Below are 16,476 nucleotides of genomic sequence, written 5' to 3' on the forward strand. Positions count from 1 at the left end.
GGCGCGTCAAAAAAGTCGTGGGGTATTATATGGCAAGATGTTTTGCTCCCCCATTTTATGACGCCGACTCCAGCCGATTCCCGCCGCGAACACCTTACGAACTGGTTGTCCTCGCTAGATCAACGCTACCTTCTCGACGTCAATTCGCTAGTCCCCGCCTCGTCAGACGCCAGTTTTCGCCGGTATTTCAGGCTCGACAGCGCCGGCGCGCACGGTGCAACGCTGATCGCCGTCGATGCGCCGCCGCCCGAAAAATGCCGCGAATTCGTTGACGTTGCGCACATGCTCGCCGCGGCCGACGTGCACGTGCCGACGGTGCTGGAATGTGATCTCGAACAAGGTTTCATGCTCGTGACCGATCTTGGCACGCAGTCGTACATCGCGAAGCTCGATCCGAACGACACCGCGGCCGCGCGGCCGCTCATGCGCGAGGCGCTCGATACGCTGATCCGCTGGCAGCTCGCGTCGCGCGAAGGCGTGCTGCCGCCGTTCGACGAAGCGTTCCTGCGCCGCGAAATGGAGCTGATGCCCGAGTGGTACGTGGGGCGGCACCTCGATCGCACGCTCGAGGCGCACCAGCGCGAGGTGCTCGACCGCACGTTTGCGCTGTTGATCGCTAGCGCACGCGCGCAACCGCAGGTCTACATGCTGCGCGATTTCATGCCGCGCAACCTGATGATCGCAGAGCCGAACCCCGGCGTGCTCGACTTTCAGGATGCGGTGTACGGCCCGATCACCTACGACGTGGCGTCGCTCCTGCGCGATGCGTTCATCAGCTGGGACGAAGAGTTCGAGCTCGACTGCTTCGCCTACTACTGGGAACGCGCGAGAAAGGCAGGGCTTCCGGTCGACGCCGACTTCGGCGAGTTCTACCGTCAGCTCGAATGGATGGGCCTGCAGCGGCACATCAAGGTGCTGGGACTCTTCGCCCGCATCAACTATCGCGACGGCAAGCCGCACTACCTTGCCGACCTGCCTCGCTTCCTCGATTACGCGCGCAAGGTCAGCGAGCGCTATCGCCCGCTCAGCGCCTTCGCGAAGCTGCTCGACGACCTCGCGGGCCGCGCAACCGAAGTCGGCTACACGTTCTAAAAAACGATGGCGCAAACCCTCAACAAAGCGATGATCTTCGCGGCCGGGCGCGGCGACCGGATGCGCCCGCTCACCGACACCTGCCCGAAGCCGCTGCTCGAAGCGGGCGGCAAACCGCTGATCGTCTGGCAGATCGAACGCCTGGCCGGCGCCGGGTTCGACACGATCGTGATCAATCACGCGTGGCTCGGCGAGCAGATCGAAAGCGCGCTCGGCGACGGCTCGCGCTGGGGCCTGCGGCTCGTTTATTCAGCGGAAGGCGAAGCGCTCGAAACGGCCGGCGGCATTGCGCAGGCGCTGCCGCTCCTCGAAGACGCCGGCGCGCCGCAGGTTTTCGTCGGCGTGGCCGGCGACGTGTATTGCGATTTCGACTACGCGCGCTTGCGCGAGCACGCATCGCGAATGGCCTCGGCCGGCGAGCCGGGCATGCATCTCGTGATGGTCCCGAACCCCGCGTTTCATCCGGCGGGCGACTTCGTGCTTGCTGACGGCACGGTGTCGCTCGACGGTGCGCCGCGCTGCACATTCGGCAGCATCGCGCTCTACGACACGCGGATGTTCCGCGATTTGCCTCGCGGCACGCGGCGGGCGCTGACGCCCTACTATCGCGAGGCCATCGGCGCGGGACGCGTGAGCGGCGAGCTTTACGAAGGTCCGTGGGAGAACGTCGGCACGCCCGCGCAGCTCAAGGCGCTGGACGAGACGCTGCGCTCTCGAGCGGGTCTTCCGCGGGGTTTTCCCCGCTAACGGGCGGCTCCGAACCGGGCGTCGTCTCGCCTTGCGACGCCGCGCGCTGCTGCTGCAGCGCCCACATCTGCGCGAACAGCCCGCCCGCGCGCAACAGGTCCGCATGGGTGCCCCGCTCGACGATCCTGCCGCGATCCATCACGATGATCTGCTGCGCGTGCACAACCGTCGATAGACGGTGCGCGATGACGAGTGTCGTGCGTTCGCGCGCGATATGGTCGAGCTCCTGCTGGATCGCGCGCTCAGAGCGCGAATCGAGCGCCGACGTCGCCTCGTCGAACAGCAGAATCGGCGGGTTCTTGAGGATCGTGCGCGCGATCGCGACACGCTGCTTCTCGCCGCCCGACAGCTTCAAGCCGCGCTCGCCGACCGGCGTGTCGTATCCCTTCGGCAGCCCCTCGATGAACTCGTGGATGTGCGCCGCGCGCGCCGCCGCGATCACTTCGTCGCGCGTGGCCGTCGGCCGTCCGTACGCGATGTTGTAGTAGATCGAATCGTTGAAGAGCACCGTGTCCTGCGGCACGATGCCGATCGATGCGCGCAGCGAATCCTGCGTCACGCCGCGAATGTCCTGGCCGTCGATCTTGATCGCGCCGCCTGCCGTGCGGTCCAGATCGTAGAAGCGGAACATGAGCCTCGCGAGCGTCGATTTGCCCGAGCCGCTATGGCCGACCACGGCCGTCGTCGTGCCGGCGGGAATCGTGAAGCTCACGTCGAAGAGAATCTGCCGCGCGGCCTCATAGGCAAAGCTCACGTTCTCGAAGCGCACTTCGCCGCCCTTCACCGACAACGCCGGCGCGCCCGGCGCATCGGGCACTTCGCGCGCGGCGCCGAGCAGCGTGAACATGCGGTCCATGTCGGTCAGGCTTTGCTTGAGCTCGCGGTAGACCACGCCCAGAAAATTCAGCGGGATATAGAGCTGCAGCATGAACGTGTTGATCAGCACGAGATCGCCGAGCGTAAGGCGTCCTGCCATCACGCCTTGCGTCGCGCGCCACAGGATGAACACGAGCCCCGTGCCGATGATCGCCTGCTGCCCGAAGTTCAGAAACGACAGCGAGTTCTGCGACTTGATCGCCGCCGCGCGATAGCGCTTTAAGTTCTCGTCGTAACGCTGCGCTTCCCACTCCTCGTTGCCGAAATACTTGACCGTTTCGTAATTGAGCAGCGAATCGATCGCCCGCGAGTTCGCTCGCGAATCGAGCTCGTTCATCGTGCGCCGAAAGTGCGTGCGCCATTCGGTGACCTTGATCGTAAACACGATGTACGTGACGAGCGCAATGCCCGTGATGATCGCGTAGTACGCGTCGTATTTGACGGCGAGGAAACCGAGCACGAGGCCGACTTCGACGAGCGTCGGCAGGATGCTGTAGAGCGAATACGAAATGAGCTGCTGGATGCCCCGCGTGCCGCGCTCGATATCGCGCGACATGCCGCCGGTCTGCCGGTCGAGGTGAAACCGCAGCGACAACGCATGCAGATGGCGGAACACCTTCAGCGCGAGCTGGCGCACCGCGCTCTCGGTCACTTTCGAAAAGAGGATCTCGCGCAACTCGGTGAACATCGATGTCGACAGCCGCACGACCGCATAGGCGACGACGAGAAGCCCGAGCCCTCCCGCGAGCACGATCGCCGGATCGTGCTGCGCGCGGCCGAGCGCGGTCAAATGGCGGATCGAAGCGAGGCTGTCGACGATCCGCTTCATCACGATCGGCACGCCCAGGTTCGCCACCTTCGCGCCGATCAAGCACGATAGCGCCAGAGCGACGCGCCACCTGTACGTCGCGAGATACGGCATCAGCGAGAGGATCGTCTGCCAGTCGTTGCGTGGTCCGGCCGAGACGGGCGCGGGTTCGGAGGGGGCGGAATAGCGGCGCATGATCGGAAGAAAGCGAGCGGCAAAGAAGGCGGCGAAGAGGACGGAACGTCTTAAGCGCTAGCCGGGTTCGAATGACGTGCGGATGATGCCCGTCAAAAACGAGCATGCGAACAGAGTGTGCTCGGCGTGCCGCCTTAGTTGGAACGCATAGTTTCCCGTACAATTCCAACGCTCTACTATTGTCGCAGAAGCCGACTGGCGCCGCTTTCCGTAGCCTCGGGCCGAGCGAACCGCCCTGTCCGGCGCGCCTGTCGCGATGCGCGGCGATGCCCGCTCACCGCGCCCAGCGCTTCTTGCCGACGTCTCTTTTCAACTGGAACCCTCGATGACCACCACCCCTCCGCTTCCGCAAAAACCGTGCGCGCTGCGCGTCGTGCCGCAGCCTTCGGACGCGAACGTCCATGGCGACGTGTTCGGCGGCTGGATCATGGCGCAAGTCGACATCGCCGGCTCGATTCCCGCGAGCCGCCGCGCCAACGGCCGCGTCGCGACCGTCGCGGTCAACTCGTTCATCTTCAAGCAGCCGGTGTTCGTCGGCGATCTGCTGAGCTTCTACGCCGAGATCGTGAAGACGGGCAATACGTCGGTGACGGTATCGGTCGAGGTGTACGCGCAGCGCATGAGCCTCGCCGACGAGACCGTGAAGGTCACCGAAGCCGAGCTGACCTACGTCGCGACCGACCTCGACCGCCGTCCGCGCAAGCTGCCCGACCTCGCTTAATCAAACGCAAGCCCACCTCACGACGGCGCGCACGCGGATTCACCGCGCGCCGCCGCCTGCCTTCCCCCGCTTTGCCGCGTTACTTGCCGCCTTACGCTTCTTGCTCCGCCGTTGCCATGCCTTGCTGCAGCAGCCCCGGAATCGCGTCGTGCGGCATCGGCTTGGAGAAGAAAAAGCCCTGCATTTCGTGGCATGAGCGCTCGCGCAGGAAGTCGAGCTGCGACGACGTCTCGACGCCCTCTGCGATCACCTGCAGCTCCAGCGAGTGCGCGAGCGCGATGATGGCCGACGTGATGGTCTCGTCGTCGTCCGAGGCGCCGATGTCCGACACGAACGAGCGGTCGATCTTCAAGCGATCGACCGGGAAGCGCTTGAGATAGCCGAGGCTCGAATAGCCGGTGCCGAAGTCGTCGATCGCGATGCTGATGCCGAGCGCGTGCAGCTCGTTGAGCATCACGACGGCCTCCTCCGCGTTGCGCATGATCATGCTTTCGGTCAGCTCGAGCTCGAGATACTGCGGCTCGAGCCCGGTCTCTTCGAGGATCGACATCACGAGCTTGGCGATGTCGCGCTGCTGAAACTGCCGCGCCGACAAGTTCACCGACACGCGCGCGGGCGGCAGCCCCGCGTCCTGCCAGGCCTTGTTCTGCTGGCACGCTTCGCGCAGCACCCATTCCGACAACGGCCCGATCAGCCCGCTCTCTTCCGCGACCGGAATGAACGCGGACGGCGGGACGAGCCCGACCTCGGGGTCGAGCCAGCGCACGAGCGCCTCCATGCCGACGATCTTGCCCGTCGCGATGTCGACCTGCGGCTGGTAGTGCAGCAGGAATTCGTTGTCGCGCAGCGCGCGGCGCAAGCGCCGCTCGAGGTTCAGGCGCGCGCCGACGCTCGTGTTCATCTCCGGCTGATAGAACTGGAACGTGTTGCGGCCCATGTCCTTCGCGCGGTACATCGCGAGGTCGGCCTTCTTCATCAGCGTCTCGGCGTCTTCGCCGTCCTGCGGGAAGAGGCTAGCGCCCATGCTGCAGCCGACGTATAGCTCGGTGCCGTCGAGCATCACCGGTTCCGAAATCGCCGCACGCACGCGCTCCATCCACGCGATCAGCGATTGCTCGTCGGTGACGTCGGTCAGCACGGTCACGAACTCGTCGCCGCCGTGGCGCGCGACGGTATCGCTCGCCCGCGCGCTCCTCGCGAGACGCTCGGCCACCACCGCAAGCAGGCGATCGCCGACGCTGTGGCCAAGACTGTCGTTGACGTTCTTGAAGCCGTCGAGGTCGATGAACACCACGGCCACGCGCTTGTTGCGCCGCTGAGACGTCGAGAGCGCCTGCTGCAGCCGCTCGCGCAGCAGATTGCGATTGGGCAGGCGCGTCAGGCCGTCGTAGTTCGCCTGGTATTCGAGCTGCTCCTGATAGCGGATCAGGTCGGTCACTTCGTTGATGACGCCGATGTGGTGCGTGGTCTCGCCGTCGGCGTTCGGCACCGGCGCGATGAAGAGCTGATTCCAAAACAGCGCGCCGTCCTTGCGGTAATTGCGCAGCACGGCGCTCACTTCGCGGTTCGCCGCGAGCCCCTCGCGAATCACGATGAGCCCCTCTTGGTCGCGGTCGTCGCGCTGCAGAAAACGGCAGTCCTGACCGATCACGTCGGCGGGATCGTAGCCCGTGATCCGCTTGAACGCCGGGTTCACGTATTCGATCAGGTGGCCGCCCTCGGCTGGGCCGGTGATCAGGATCGCGTTGACGCTCGCGTCGAGCGCGCGGCTTTGCAAGCGCAGCGCGAGATCCGAGCGCTTGCGGTCGGTGACGTCCGTGTACGAGCTCAGCACGCCGATCACTTCGCCATCGGCATTGGTGAGCGGAATCTTGCTCGCCACCGCCGCGCGGTGCGCGCCGTCGATCAGCAAGTCGAACTCGACGTTCATCTTCGGCACACTGGTCGCGATCACGTCCTGGTCGGCGCGGTGCAACTCGACCGCCGCCACCTTCCACGGCAGTTCGAAGTCGGTCTTGCCGACCACCTGCTCGGGGTACGCAAGCCCCGCGTCGCGCGCGAACGTCATGTTGCAGCCGAGATAACGCAGCTCGCGGTCCTTCCACGAGATGCGCTGCGGAATGTTGTCGATCACCGTTTCGAGCATCTGCGTCGAGCGCTGCGCTTCGGCTTCGGCGTTGATCTGGTCGGTCACGTCGTCGGCGAGCACGAACGTCGCCGGGCGGCCCATGAACGTGAGCGCGTGGATCGAGATATCGGCTGAGAGCAGCGAGCCGTCGCGGCGCCGATGCCGCCACACGCCCGCGCTCACGCGCCCGCGGCGCGGCGACGCGTCGCTGCGCGCCAGATAGGATTCGAGGCGCGGGATTTCATCGGCCGGACAGATCCCGCGGAACGTCATCGCGAGAAAGTCTTCCTCGGCGTACCCGTATTGCTGGATCGTCGCAGCGTTGACCGCGAGAAAGCGCAGCGTCTCGCGATCGTAGATCCACATCGGGACCGGGTGCGCGTCGAACAGTTCGCGGAAACGCTCGTCGCTGCGGCGCATCGCCCGCGCGACGCGAATCTTCGCGCGCGCGGCGCTTTCGCGCATGCCGAAGGTGTAGATCAGCAAGCCGCTGCCGACGATCATCGTAAAGATCAGCACCCAGGTCGCGCGCCGGGTGGAGCGCGCGGAGTCGGCGAGCGAGGCCTCGAGCGCCTCGTCCTCGCGCTGGCGCAGCAAAGCGAGCGCGGTATCGACGCCGCCCAGCTCCGAGCCGAGCCGCGCGTACGCCGACGCCGCCCAAACGCGCGCGGGGGCATTCGGCAGCGTCGCCGCGTGGGCCAGCGCCGCCTGGGTGTCGCGCTCGAAGCTCTGGCCGCTCGCGAGCAGCCAGTCGAGCGGCGCGGTCGTGTCGGGCTCGCCCGTCAGTTGGGAACGCAAGGAAGCCGCGAGGTTCGTCAGATCCTGCGTCTTCACGTTCTCGCGCCAGCCGTCCGGCACCAGCACGCCCGACGATTCGAAGTTGCCGAGTGCGGCGAGCCCTTCGCCTAGCGTCGAGCGATAGGCTTCGAGATCGTGCTTGACGCTCATCGAGCGCACCGTGCGCTCATCGGCTGCGCGCTGGCTGCGGATCTGCGTGTACGCGACAAACGCATTCGCGCCGACCGCCGCGGCGACGACTGCCATATTGATGAGCAGCCGCTTCGAAAAGGAAAAGGTCATGGATAACCGAACGCCGTTCGTTCTGAGAAGGCAGGCGCGGCTATCGTTCTCGGCTTACCCACATTCGCATTTCATCGGACGAATACGGGCTCTTTGCGCGCCAACTCATGGATAACGGCGCGGTTCGGAAAAGATTAAGGGGTCGCTGATATAAAAAATCACGGCGCGAGGCCGAACTCCTTCATCGCGGGGATGAAATCGTGATTGCCCTCAGGTTTCCTCGACAGTTTTGTCAGCACATAGCGCTTGAACGGATCGAGTTGCGCCCATTTTTCCGGCGTCGGCGCGATGAGGCTCGCGATGCTGCTTTGGTTGAGCACGCCTTCCGGCACGATTTCAGTATTGCGCCAGGCAGGGGACCCGTCCGGCGAAAACCAGTCGGGCTCGACGTTGGCGTGCGTGCGCATCATCTCGAAGAGGGCGTGGTCGAAGTTCGGTTCGATCGCCGTGTCGTTGTCATCTTCGACCGGGAAGCGCGCGAGCAACGCGCGGTCCTCGAGCGGCAGCATCTGCCATTGCGCGAGCGAAATGCGCAGGCCGAAGCGGTCGAGATTGAAGCGCACCGACATCGGCATAAAGGTGAGGTTCTCGGACGAAATCACTTCGAAATCGAAGAGAAGCGGCTTGTCATGCAATCCCATGGCGGTGTCCTCGTAAACGGCGCACGCGGCACGCGTTGCCTGCTTGGGGTATTTTAGAACCTTATCCGGCGCATAACGGACGAAGCGAGCCTTTGGCACGGCTGCCGCGACCCGCCGCCGCGCCGCGCGAGGAGTGAACTTGGACCCATTGGAAGCCGCCGAGCAGACCGGCGTCATCGAGCAAAACGTGCGCCGGCATCAGTCCGGCGCAATCGAATCCGTCACCGATCAGATCGGCCAGGAATGGCCGATCGCGCTCGTCTTCAACGGCATCTCCCACGCGGTGATGATGGCGACGCCGCGCGATCTGGAAGCGTTCGCGGTCGGGTTTGCGATCTCGGAGGGGATCGTCGAGCGCGGCAGCGACATTCAGGACATCGAGGTGACGCAGCGCACGGGCGAGATCCCGCATGCGGAAGTGCAATTGACGGTCGTGCAGCAGGCGTTCGCCGCACTCAAGGATAGACGCCGCGCGCTTGCCGGGCGCACCGGCTGCGGCGTGTGCGGCATCGAAAGCATCGACTTGCTCGATCTCGCGCCGGAGCGCGTGCCCGATACCGGCTTTCTCGCGCGCCTTGCGCCCGATGCGATTGCGCGGGCAGCCCGCGAGCTGCCCGCGCACCAAGCGCTCACGCGGCTCACGGGCGGCCTGCATGCCGCCGCCTGGTGCGATGCGGAGGGCGCGATCCGTCACGCGTTCGAGGACGTCGGGCGCCACAACGCGCTCGACAAGCTCATCGGCCAACTCGTGCTCGAACGCGCCGATACGACCGACGGCTTCGTGTTCCTGTCGAGCCGCGCGAGCTACGAGCTGGTGCGCAAGGCCGCGCGCGTCGGCATTCCGATGGTCGCGACGATTTCAGCGCCTTCGTCGCTCGCAATTGCCATCGCGCGGCAGGCGGGCGTGCGTCTCGTGAGCTTTTGCCGCGAGACGAGCTACGTCGACTACGACACCACCCAATAACGCCCAACGCCCGCCACCGCGCGCGAGCCACTCTCAATCGAACTGCTTGAAATCCGGCTTGCGCTTCTCGAAGAACGCCTTGAACGCCTCGCGCGCTTCGGGCGCAAGCAGCATCTTGGCGAAATGCACGGCTTCGTCGGTCATTTGCACGGCGATCTCGCGCCCGCTTGCGTGCTTCACCAGCGACTTCGTCACGCGCAGCGACGACGCGGGCAGCGCCGCCAGCTTCGCGGCCTGCGCGAGCGCGAACGCATCGACTTCCGCCGCCGGCAGCACGCGGTTGACGATCCCCATGCGGTGCGCTTCCCTCGCATCGAACGCTTCGCCGAGCATCAGTTTTTCCGCGGCGAGCTGGTAGCCCGCGATGCGCGGCAGCAAGAGGCTCGAAGCCGCTTCCGGGCACAGCCCGAGCTGCGCGAACGGGAGCGAGAACATAGCCGAATCGGCCGCGTAGACGACGTCGCAATGCAACAGCAGCGTCGTGCCGATGCCGATCGCAGCGCCCGCCACCGACGCCACCACCGGCTTGCTCATCGTGCTGATGCGCCGCAGGAACTGGAACACCGGCGCGTCGTCGCCCTTGGGCGGCTGCTTCATGAAGTCTTCGAGATCGTTGCCCGCGCTGAAGATGCCCACGCTGCCGCGGATCACGATCGCGCGCACTTTCGGATCGTCCTCCGCGCCGGCGAGCGCGTCGGCCATCGTCTGATACATCGCGGCCGTGATCGCGTTCTTCTTGTCCGGCCGGTTGAACGCCATCGTCATCACGCCTTCGGCGTGTTCGATCAGGATGTCCATCGTTGTCTCCTTGCCTGCAGTTCCTGCTGCTAAATAAAAAACGGTCCGCGCACTCCGGGTTTCGTCCCGACGCACGCGAACCGTAGTCAGTGCAATGCCGTGCTTACAGACGCTCGATGATGCCCGCCGCGCCCATGCCGGTGCCGACGCACATCGTCACCATGCCGTACTTCAGGTTGCGGCGGCGCAGGCCGTGAACGACCGTCGACGCGCGGATCGCGCCCGTCGCGCCGAGCGGGTGGCCAAGCGCGATCGCGCCGCCGAGCGGGTTGACCTTCGAAGGATCGAGACCGAGGTCCTGAATCACGGCAAGCGATTGCGCCGCGAATGCTTCGTTCAGCTCGATCCAGTCGATGTCGTCCTGCTTCAAGCCCGCGGCCTTGAGCGCGGCCGGAATCGCTTCCTTCGGGCCGATGCCCATGATTTCGGGCGGCACGCCGCGCACCGCGAAGCTCACGAAGCGCGCAAGCGGCGTCAGGTTGAATTGCTTGAGGATCTTTTCCGACACGACGATCAGCGCGCCCGCGCCGTCCGAGGTCTGCGAGCTGTTGCCCGCCGTGACCGAACCCTTCGCCGCGAACACCGCGCGCAGCTTCGCCAGACCTTCGAGCGACGTATCGGGACGCGGACCTTCGTCGAGCGCGATTTCACGCGCCTTCACCTTGATCTCGCCAGTCGCGAGATCGGGGAAGCGCTCCGCGAGCGTGTACGCCGCGATCTCGTCGTTGAATTCGCCGGCCTGCTGCGCGGCGATCGCCTTGCGGTGCGATTCGACCGAGAACTGGTCCTGCGCCTCGCGGCTGACTTTCCAGCGCTCCGCCACTTTCTCGGCGGTCAGGCCCATGCCGTAGGCGATGCCGAAGTCTTCGCTGCGATCGAAGATATGCGGCGACATCGACGGCTTGTTGCCCATCATCGGCACCATGCTCATCGATTCGCAGCCGCCGGCGATCATCGCTTCCGCTTCGCCGACGCGAATGCGGTCCGCCGCCATCGCGAGCGCGGTGATGCCCGACGCGCAGAAACGGTTGACCGTCACGCCACCGACCGACTGCGGCAGGCCCGAGAGCAGCGCGCCCATGCGCGCGACGTTCAGGCCCTGCTCCGCTTCGGGAATCGCGCAGCCGATGATCGCGTCTTCGATCACCGACGTATCGAGCCCCGGCACCTGCGCCACCGCCGACTTGATCGCGTGCACCAGCAGCTCATCCGGGCGCGTGTTCTTGAACACGCCGCGCGGCGCCTTGCCGATCGGCGTGCGGCTCGCTGCGACGATATATGCGTCTTGCAATTGTTTGCTCATTTGTAGCTCCAAGTTTCTCGCCAAACGCACTCGATCAGTTGCGCACCGGCTTGCCGGTTTGCAGCATGCCCATGATCCGTTCCTGCGTCTTCTGCGTGCCGAGCAGATCGACGAACGCACGGCGCTCGAGCGTCAACAGCCATTCTTCGTCGACGAGGCTGCCCGCTTCGACATCGCCGCCGCAGATCGCTTCGGCGATGCGGCTCGCGATCAGGTAGTCGTGCGCGCTGATGAAGCCGCCGTCGCGCATGTTCACGAGCTGCGCCTTGATCGTCGAGATCGCCGAGCGGCCCGCAACCGGGATTTGCGTGGCGCTCAGCGGCGGACGGTAGCCCGCTGCGGACAGCGCGCGCGCTTCCTTCTTCGCGGTGTCGAGCAGCTCGAACACGTTGAAGACGATCGTGTCGGACGGCTTGAGATAGCCCATCGAACGCGCTTCGAGCGCCGAGCCGGAGACCTTCGCCATCGCCGCGTTTTCAAACGACTTGGTCGCGAACTTCAGCAACTCGGTCGTCAGGCCGACCGCATTCGCCGCGTCGGCCGCGCGCAACGCCGCTTCCTTGAGACCGCCGCCGGCCGGCACTAGACCGACGCCGACTTCGACGAGCCCCAGATAGCTCTCGACGTGCGCGACGCGCTTCGCGCTATGCAGCGCGAGCTCGCACCCGCCGCCGAGCGCGATGCCCGACACGGCCGCGACGACCGGCACGTTCGCGTACTTCACGCGCAGCATGCCCTGCTGGAATTTCTTCACGAACGGCTCGATGCCCTTCGCGCCGCCCATCATGAACGCGGGCATCGCCTCTTCGAGATTCGCGCCCGCGGAGAACGGGCCGCCCGGCGTGCCGAGCTTGAGCGAGGTCGGCTGCCACACGACGACGCCCTTGTAGTCCTTCTCGGCCAGATCGATCGCCTGCACGAGGCCATCGATAACGCTCGGTCCGATCGTGTTCATCTTGCTCTTGAACGACACGATGACGACGTCGTCCTCGCCTGCGCGGTCATCGACCCATGCGCGCACCGAGTCGGTTTCGAACAGCGTCTTGCCGTAGGTCTTCGGATCGACCGTCTCGCCGATGATCGGCGCACGGAACACTTGCTTGTCGTAGATGGCGAGCTTCGAGCGCGGCACGAACGACTTCGATACGGGCGACCACGAGCCTTCGTTCGTGTGCACGCCGCCCTTCTCGGCAACCGGACCTTCGAGCACCCACGAAGGCAGCGGCGCCGTCGACAAAGCCTTGCCTGCCGCGATGTCTTCCTGCACCCACTCGGCGACCTGCTTCCAGCCTGCCGCCTGCCAGCCTTCGAACGGGCCTTCGTTCCAGCCGAAGCCCCAGCGGATCGCGAGGTCGACGTCGCGCGCGTTGTCGGCGATCGATTCGAGATGCACGCCGATGTAGTGGAACACGTCGCGGAAGATGGCCCACAGGAACTGGGCTTGCGGATGCTCCGATTCGCGCAGGAGCTTCAGGCGCTCCGCCGGCGGACGCTTGAGGATGCGGCCGATCAGTTCGTCAGCCTTCGCACCGCCTTCGACGTAGGTGCCCGTCTTCGGATCGAGCACCTTGATCGCCTTGCCTTCTTTCTTGTAGAAGCCCGCGCCGGTCTTCTGACCGAGCGCGCCAGCTTTCACGAGACCAGCCAGCACAGCCGGCGTCTCGTAGACCGGGAAGAACGGATCGTCGGCGAGGTTGTCCTGCATCGTCTTGATGACGTGCGCCATCGTGTCGAGACCGACCACGTCCGCCGTGCGGAACGTCGCCGATTTCGCGCGGCCGAGGCGCGCGCCCGTCAGGTCGTCGACTTCGTCGAAACGCAGGCCGAACTTCGCCGCTTCGGCGACCACGGCCAGGATCGAGAAAATGCCGACGCGATTCGCGATGAAGTTCGGCGTGTCCTTGGCGCGCACGACGCCCTTGCCGACGACGCTCGTCAGGAACGATTCGAGCTGGTCGAGGATTTCCGGACGCGTATGCGACGTCGGGATCAGCTCGACGAGGTGCATGTAACGCGGCGGGTTGAAGAAGTGCACGCCGCAGAAGCGCGCCTTCAGCTCATCGGCGAAGCCGTCGGACAGCGTCGTGATCGACAGCCCCGACGTGTTGCTCGCGAAGATCGCGTTCGCGCCCAGATGCGGCGACACCTTCTTGTACAGATCGTGCTTCCAGTCCATCCGCTCGGCGATCGCTTCGATCACGAGATCGCAATCGGCGAGCTTCGCGAGGTCGTCCTCGTAGTTGGCCGGCTCGATGTAAGCGGCGTCGTCCTTCACGCCAAACGGCGCGGGCGAGAGCTTCTTCAGGTTCTCGATCGCCTTGAGTGCGATCGCGTTCTTCGGGCCTTCCTTGGCGGGCAGGTCGAACAGCAGCACCGGCACCTTGGCGTTGATCAGGTGCGCGGCGATCTGCGCGCCCATCACGCCGGCGCCGAGCACGGCCACCTTGCGAATGATCAGATTGCTCACGTCTTTCCTCCGGAGTTTGCGAGTTTGCGGCGCCGTTTTCTAAGCGCCCGCGAGTCGCACATGAATTGCAGGTGTCTGGATAAGGAAAACGCGCCACGTTCTTTTGATGACGTGGCGCGTGAATCAAAAGGAGCTTAGAACAGCGCTTCGTCGACTTCCATCAGCGTCTTCGACCCGGCGCGCGCGGCGCGGATCGTCGAGGCCGTTTCGGGCAAGAGCTTCGCGAAGTAGAAGCGCGCGGTGGCGAGCTTCGACTTGTAGAACGGATCGCCCGACGCTTCCTTGTCGAGCGCGATGCGCGCCATGCGCGCCCAGAAGTACGAGAACACGAGATGGCCGACGGTGCGCAGATACGGCACGGCGGCGGCGCCGACTTCGTCCGGGTTCGCCATCGCCTTCATGCCGATTTCCATCGTGAGCTTCTGGACCTTGTCGCCGATGTCCGCGAGCGGGTTGATGAACTCCTGCATCTCCGGCTTCACGCCTTCGGCTTCGACGAAGTCCGTCACGAGCTTGCCGAACTTCTTCATCTTCGCGCCCATGTCGCCGAGCACCTTGCGGCCCAGCAAGTCGAGCGACTGAACCGCGTTCGTGCCTTCGTAGATCATGTTGATCCGCGCGTCGCGCACGTACTGCTCCATGCCCCACTCGGCGATGAAGCCGTGGCCGCCGTAGATCTGCATCGCATGGTTCGTGCACTCGAACGCGTTGTCCGACAAAAACGCTTTCAGGATCGGCGTGAGCAGCGCGACGAGATCGGCGCTCTCTTTACGCACCGCTTCGTCGTCGTGCGACAGCTCGTTGTCGATATGGAGCGCGGACCAGTACGAGAACGCGCGCGCGCCTTCCGCATACGCCTTCTGCGTGAGCAGCATGCGGCGGACGTCGGGATGGACGATGATCGGATCGGCCGCTTTTTCCGGCGCTTTCGGGCCGGTCAGCGAGCGCATCTGCAGACGCTCCTTCGCGTACACGAGCGAGTTCTGATACGCGACTTCGGTCAGACCCAGGCTCTGCATGCCGACGCCCAGACGCGCCGCGTTCATCATTACGAACATCGCCTGCAGGCCGCGGTTGGCTTCGCCGACGAGCCAGCCCTTCGCGTTGTCGAGATTCATCACGCAGGTGGCGTTCGCGTGGATGCCCATCTTGTGCTCGATCGAGCCGCACTTGATGCCGTTGCGCTCGCCCGGCTCGCCCGAGGCGTCCGGCACGAACTTCGGCACGATGAAGAGCGATATGCCCTTGGTTCCCGGCGGCGCGTCCGGCAGGCGCGCGAGCACGAGGTGGACGATGTTCTCCGCGAGGTCATGCTCGCCGCTCGAGATGAAGATCTTGGTACCGGTGATCGAATAGGAGCCGTCGCCGTTCGGCTCGGCCTTCGTGCGCAGGATGCCGAGGTCGGTGCCGCAGTGCGGCTCGGTCAGGCACATCGTGCCGGTCCAGACCCCGGAGACGAGTTTCGGCAAATAGACCTGCTGCTGTTCGGGGGTGCCGTGCGCATGCAGGCACTCATAGGCGCCGTGCGACAGGCCCGGGTACATCGTCCAGGCCTGGTTCGCCGAGTTGAGCATCTCGTAGAGCGCGTTGTTCACGAACGCCGGCAGCCCCTGGCCGCCATACTCGGGATCGCAGCCGAGCGAGGGCCAGCCCGCCTCGATGTATTGCTGGTACGCTTCCTTGAAGCCCTTGGGCGTCGTCACGACGCCGTCGCCGGCGTACGTGCAGCCTTCCTTGTCGCCGCTCTGGTTCAGCGGGAACAGCACTTCGGAGCAGAACTTGCCGGCTTCTTCGAGTACTTGGTTGATCGTGTCGGCGTCAAGATCCGCGTGCTTCGGCATCCCCTTGACTGCGGCTTCCACGTTGAGCAGCTCGTGCAACACGAATTGCATGTCGCGCAGCGGCGCGGCGTACTGTCCCATGACTCTCTCCAAAGGTTGGGGCAACGAGGTCGGCCGCGCGCTTTGTGTCGAGCGCTAGCGGCTTTCGCTCTGATACGAAACAATCAGTTTTTCCAGCGCGGCCCACGTGAGACGCACCGCATCCGGCAGATGCAGGAAGCGCGCGTCGTGATGCAGACCGAGCGTGAAGCTGTAAACCTCGAAGAGCATCAGGTTCGGATCGGTGTCCTTGCGCAGATGCCCCTCTTCCATCGCCTGCGAAATGGCCCTCAGAAGCGCCGAGCGCCACGTCGTGACGCTCAGCACGAGCTGCTCGCGCACCGGGTTGTCCCCGCGATCGTCGTATTCGACCGCGCCGCTGATGTAGATGCATCCAGTCGTCACTTCCTGGATGCGCTTTTCTATCCAGCGGGAGAGCATCGCGCGCAAGCGCGGCAAACCGCGCGGCTCGCGCAAGCTCGGGAAAAACACCTCGTCCTCGAAACGACGGTGATATTCGCGCACGACCTCGACTTGCAAGTCCTCGCGCGACCCGAAATGCGCGAACACTCCGCTCTTGCTCATCTGCATGCGCTCGGCGAGCAAGCCAATCGTCAGGCCTTCGAGCCCGTCGCGGCTTGCCAAGTCCAATGCAGCGTCGAGAATTGCGGCGCGTGTCTGTTCGCCTTTTCGCATAGCTTTGTACCGTTCTTATGTGACCGAAATCGAAAATCGAACGGCCGTACTATTATTGAGTGCAGCCGCTGACGAAACAA

At 64.9% G+C, this 16,476-nt stretch carries 12 protein-coding genes; 4 read left to right on the forward strand and 8 right to left on the reverse strand.

Translation table 11 applies throughout. From position 1 onward, the window contains the following. Positions 1–57: 57 nt before the first annotated feature. Positions 58–1,092 (forward strand): aminoglycoside phosphotransferase family protein, encoded by a 1,035-nt coding sequence (locus tag AAHK20_RS20235; protein WP_449183292.1) that lies wholly within the window; start codon positions 58–60, stop codon positions 1,090–1,092. Between the two features lie 6 nt (positions 1,093–1,098). Beyond that, positions 1,099–1,839 (forward strand): N-acetylmuramate alpha-1-phosphate uridylyltransferase MurU, encoded by a 741-nt coding sequence (murU, locus tag AAHK20_RS20240; protein WP_449183293.1) that lies wholly within the window; start codon positions 1,099–1,101, stop codon positions 1,837–1,839. Here the strand turns inward: murU and AAHK20_RS20245 are convergent. Next, entirely contained in the window at positions 1,778–3,718 is a 1,941-nt protein-coding gene (locus tag AAHK20_RS20245; protein WP_449183294.1) for an ABCB family ABC transporter ATP-binding protein/permease, read from the reverse strand. The two genes, murU and AAHK20_RS20245, sit on opposite strands and share 62 nt — an antisense overlap. 325 nt (positions 3,719–4,043) lie before the next feature. Between AAHK20_RS20245 and AAHK20_RS20250 the strand changes: the two genes are divergently transcribed. Continuing rightward, a complete protein-coding gene (locus AAHK20_RS20250; protein ID WP_449183295.1) occupies positions 4,044–4,439 on the forward strand; it encodes an acyl-CoA thioesterase in 396 nt (131 codons plus the stop codon). A gap of 91 nt (positions 4,440–4,530) precedes the next feature. On the opposite strand, the gene AAHK20_RS20255 is transcribed toward AAHK20_RS20250, so the two are convergent. Both AAHK20_RS20255 and AAHK20_RS20260 read right to left on the reverse strand, forming a co-directional pair. Further along, complete coding sequence (locus tag AAHK20_RS20255; protein WP_449183296.1) at positions 4,531–7,647, reverse strand: sensor domain-containing protein; 3,117 nt, start codon at positions 7,645–7,647, stop codon at positions 4,531–4,533. Positions 7,648–7,805: 158 nt separating this feature from the next. After that, positions 7,806–8,288 (reverse strand): nitrate reductase associated protein, encoded by a 483-nt coding sequence (locus tag AAHK20_RS20260; protein WP_449183297.1) that lies wholly within the window; start codon positions 8,286–8,288, stop codon positions 7,806–7,808. Between the two features lie 139 nt (positions 8,289–8,427). Here AAHK20_RS20260 and fdhD point away from each other — a divergent pair, with 139 nt between their 5' ends. Next, positions 8,428–9,252, forward strand: coding sequence for a formate dehydrogenase accessory sulfurtransferase FdhD (gene fdhD, locus AAHK20_RS20265; RefSeq protein ID WP_449183298.1), 825 nt, complete (start codon positions 8,428–8,430; stop codon positions 9,250–9,252). 33 nt (positions 9,253–9,285) lie between these two features. Here fdhD and AAHK20_RS20270 read toward each other — a convergent pair whose 3' ends face one another. The 5 genes from AAHK20_RS20270 to AAHK20_RS20290 form a co-directional block, all read right to left on the reverse strand. Next, positions 9,286–10,140 (reverse strand): enoyl-CoA hydratase, encoded by an 855-nt coding sequence (locus AAHK20_RS20270; RefSeq protein ID WP_449183408.1) that lies wholly within the window; start codon positions 10,138–10,140, stop codon positions 9,286–9,288. Positions 10,141–10,153: 13 nt separating this feature from the next. Continuing rightward, a complete protein-coding gene (locus tag AAHK20_RS20275; protein ID WP_449183299.1) occupies positions 10,154–11,353 on the reverse strand; it encodes an acetyl-CoA C-acyltransferase in 1,200 nt (399 codons plus the stop codon). A gap of 34 nt (positions 11,354–11,387) precedes the next feature. Further along, positions 11,388–13,820 (reverse strand): 3-hydroxyacyl-CoA dehydrogenase/enoyl-CoA hydratase family protein, encoded by a 2,433-nt coding sequence (locus tag AAHK20_RS20280; protein WP_449183300.1) that lies wholly within the window; start codon positions 13,818–13,820, stop codon positions 11,388–11,390. A gap of 134 nt (positions 13,821–13,954) precedes the next feature. Next, positions 13,955–15,742 (reverse strand): acyl-CoA dehydrogenase C-terminal domain-containing protein, encoded by a 1,788-nt coding sequence (locus tag AAHK20_RS20285; RefSeq protein ID WP_449183301.1) that lies wholly within the window; start codon positions 15,740–15,742, stop codon positions 13,955–13,957. Positions 15,743–15,796: 54 nt separating this feature from the next. Beyond that, positions 15,797–16,396 (reverse strand): TetR/AcrR family transcriptional regulator, encoded by a 600-nt coding sequence (locus tag AAHK20_RS20290; RefSeq protein WP_137331034.1) that lies wholly within the window; start codon positions 16,394–16,396, stop codon positions 15,797–15,799. Positions 16,397–16,476 lie beyond the last annotated feature (80 nt).

The organism is Trinickia camelliae (genome assembly GCF_053525655.1).

Excerpts from the sequence above, each read along its gene's own strand:
- AAHK20_RS20285 (WP_449183301.1), bottom strand. The coding sequence starts at position 15,742 with ATGGGACAGTACGCCGCGCCGCTGCGCGACATGCAATTCGTGTTGCAC.
- AAHK20_RS20255 (WP_449183296.1), bottom strand. The coding sequence starts at position 7,647 with ATGACCTTTTCCTTTTCGAAGCGGCTGCTCATCAATATGGCAGTCGTC.
- AAHK20_RS20260 (WP_449183297.1), bottom strand. The coding sequence starts at position 8,288 with ATGGGATTGCATGACAAGCCGCTTCTCTTCGATTTCGAAGTGATTTCG.
- AAHK20_RS20235 (WP_449183292.1), top strand. The coding sequence starts at position 58 with ATGACGCCGACTCCAGCCGATTCCCGCCGCGAACACCTTACGAACTGG.
- AAHK20_RS20290 (WP_137331034.1), bottom strand. The coding sequence starts at position 16,396 with ATGCGAAAAGGCGAACAGACACGCGCCGCAATTCTCGACGCTGCATTG.
- AAHK20_RS20245 (WP_449183294.1), bottom strand. The coding sequence starts at position 3,718 with ATGCGCCGCTATTCCGCCCCCTCCGAACCCGCGCCCGTCTCGGCCGGA.
- AAHK20_RS20250 (WP_449183295.1), top strand. The coding sequence starts at position 4,044 with ATGACCACCACCCCTCCGCTTCCGCAAAAACCGTGCGCGCTGCGCGTC.
- murU (WP_449183293.1), top strand. The coding sequence starts at position 1,099 with ATGGCGCAAACCCTCAACAAAGCGATGATCTTCGCGGCCGGGCGCGGC.
- AAHK20_RS20275 (WP_449183299.1), bottom strand. The coding sequence starts at position 11,353 with ATGAGCAAACAATTGCAAGACGCATATATCGTCGCAGCGAGCCGCACG.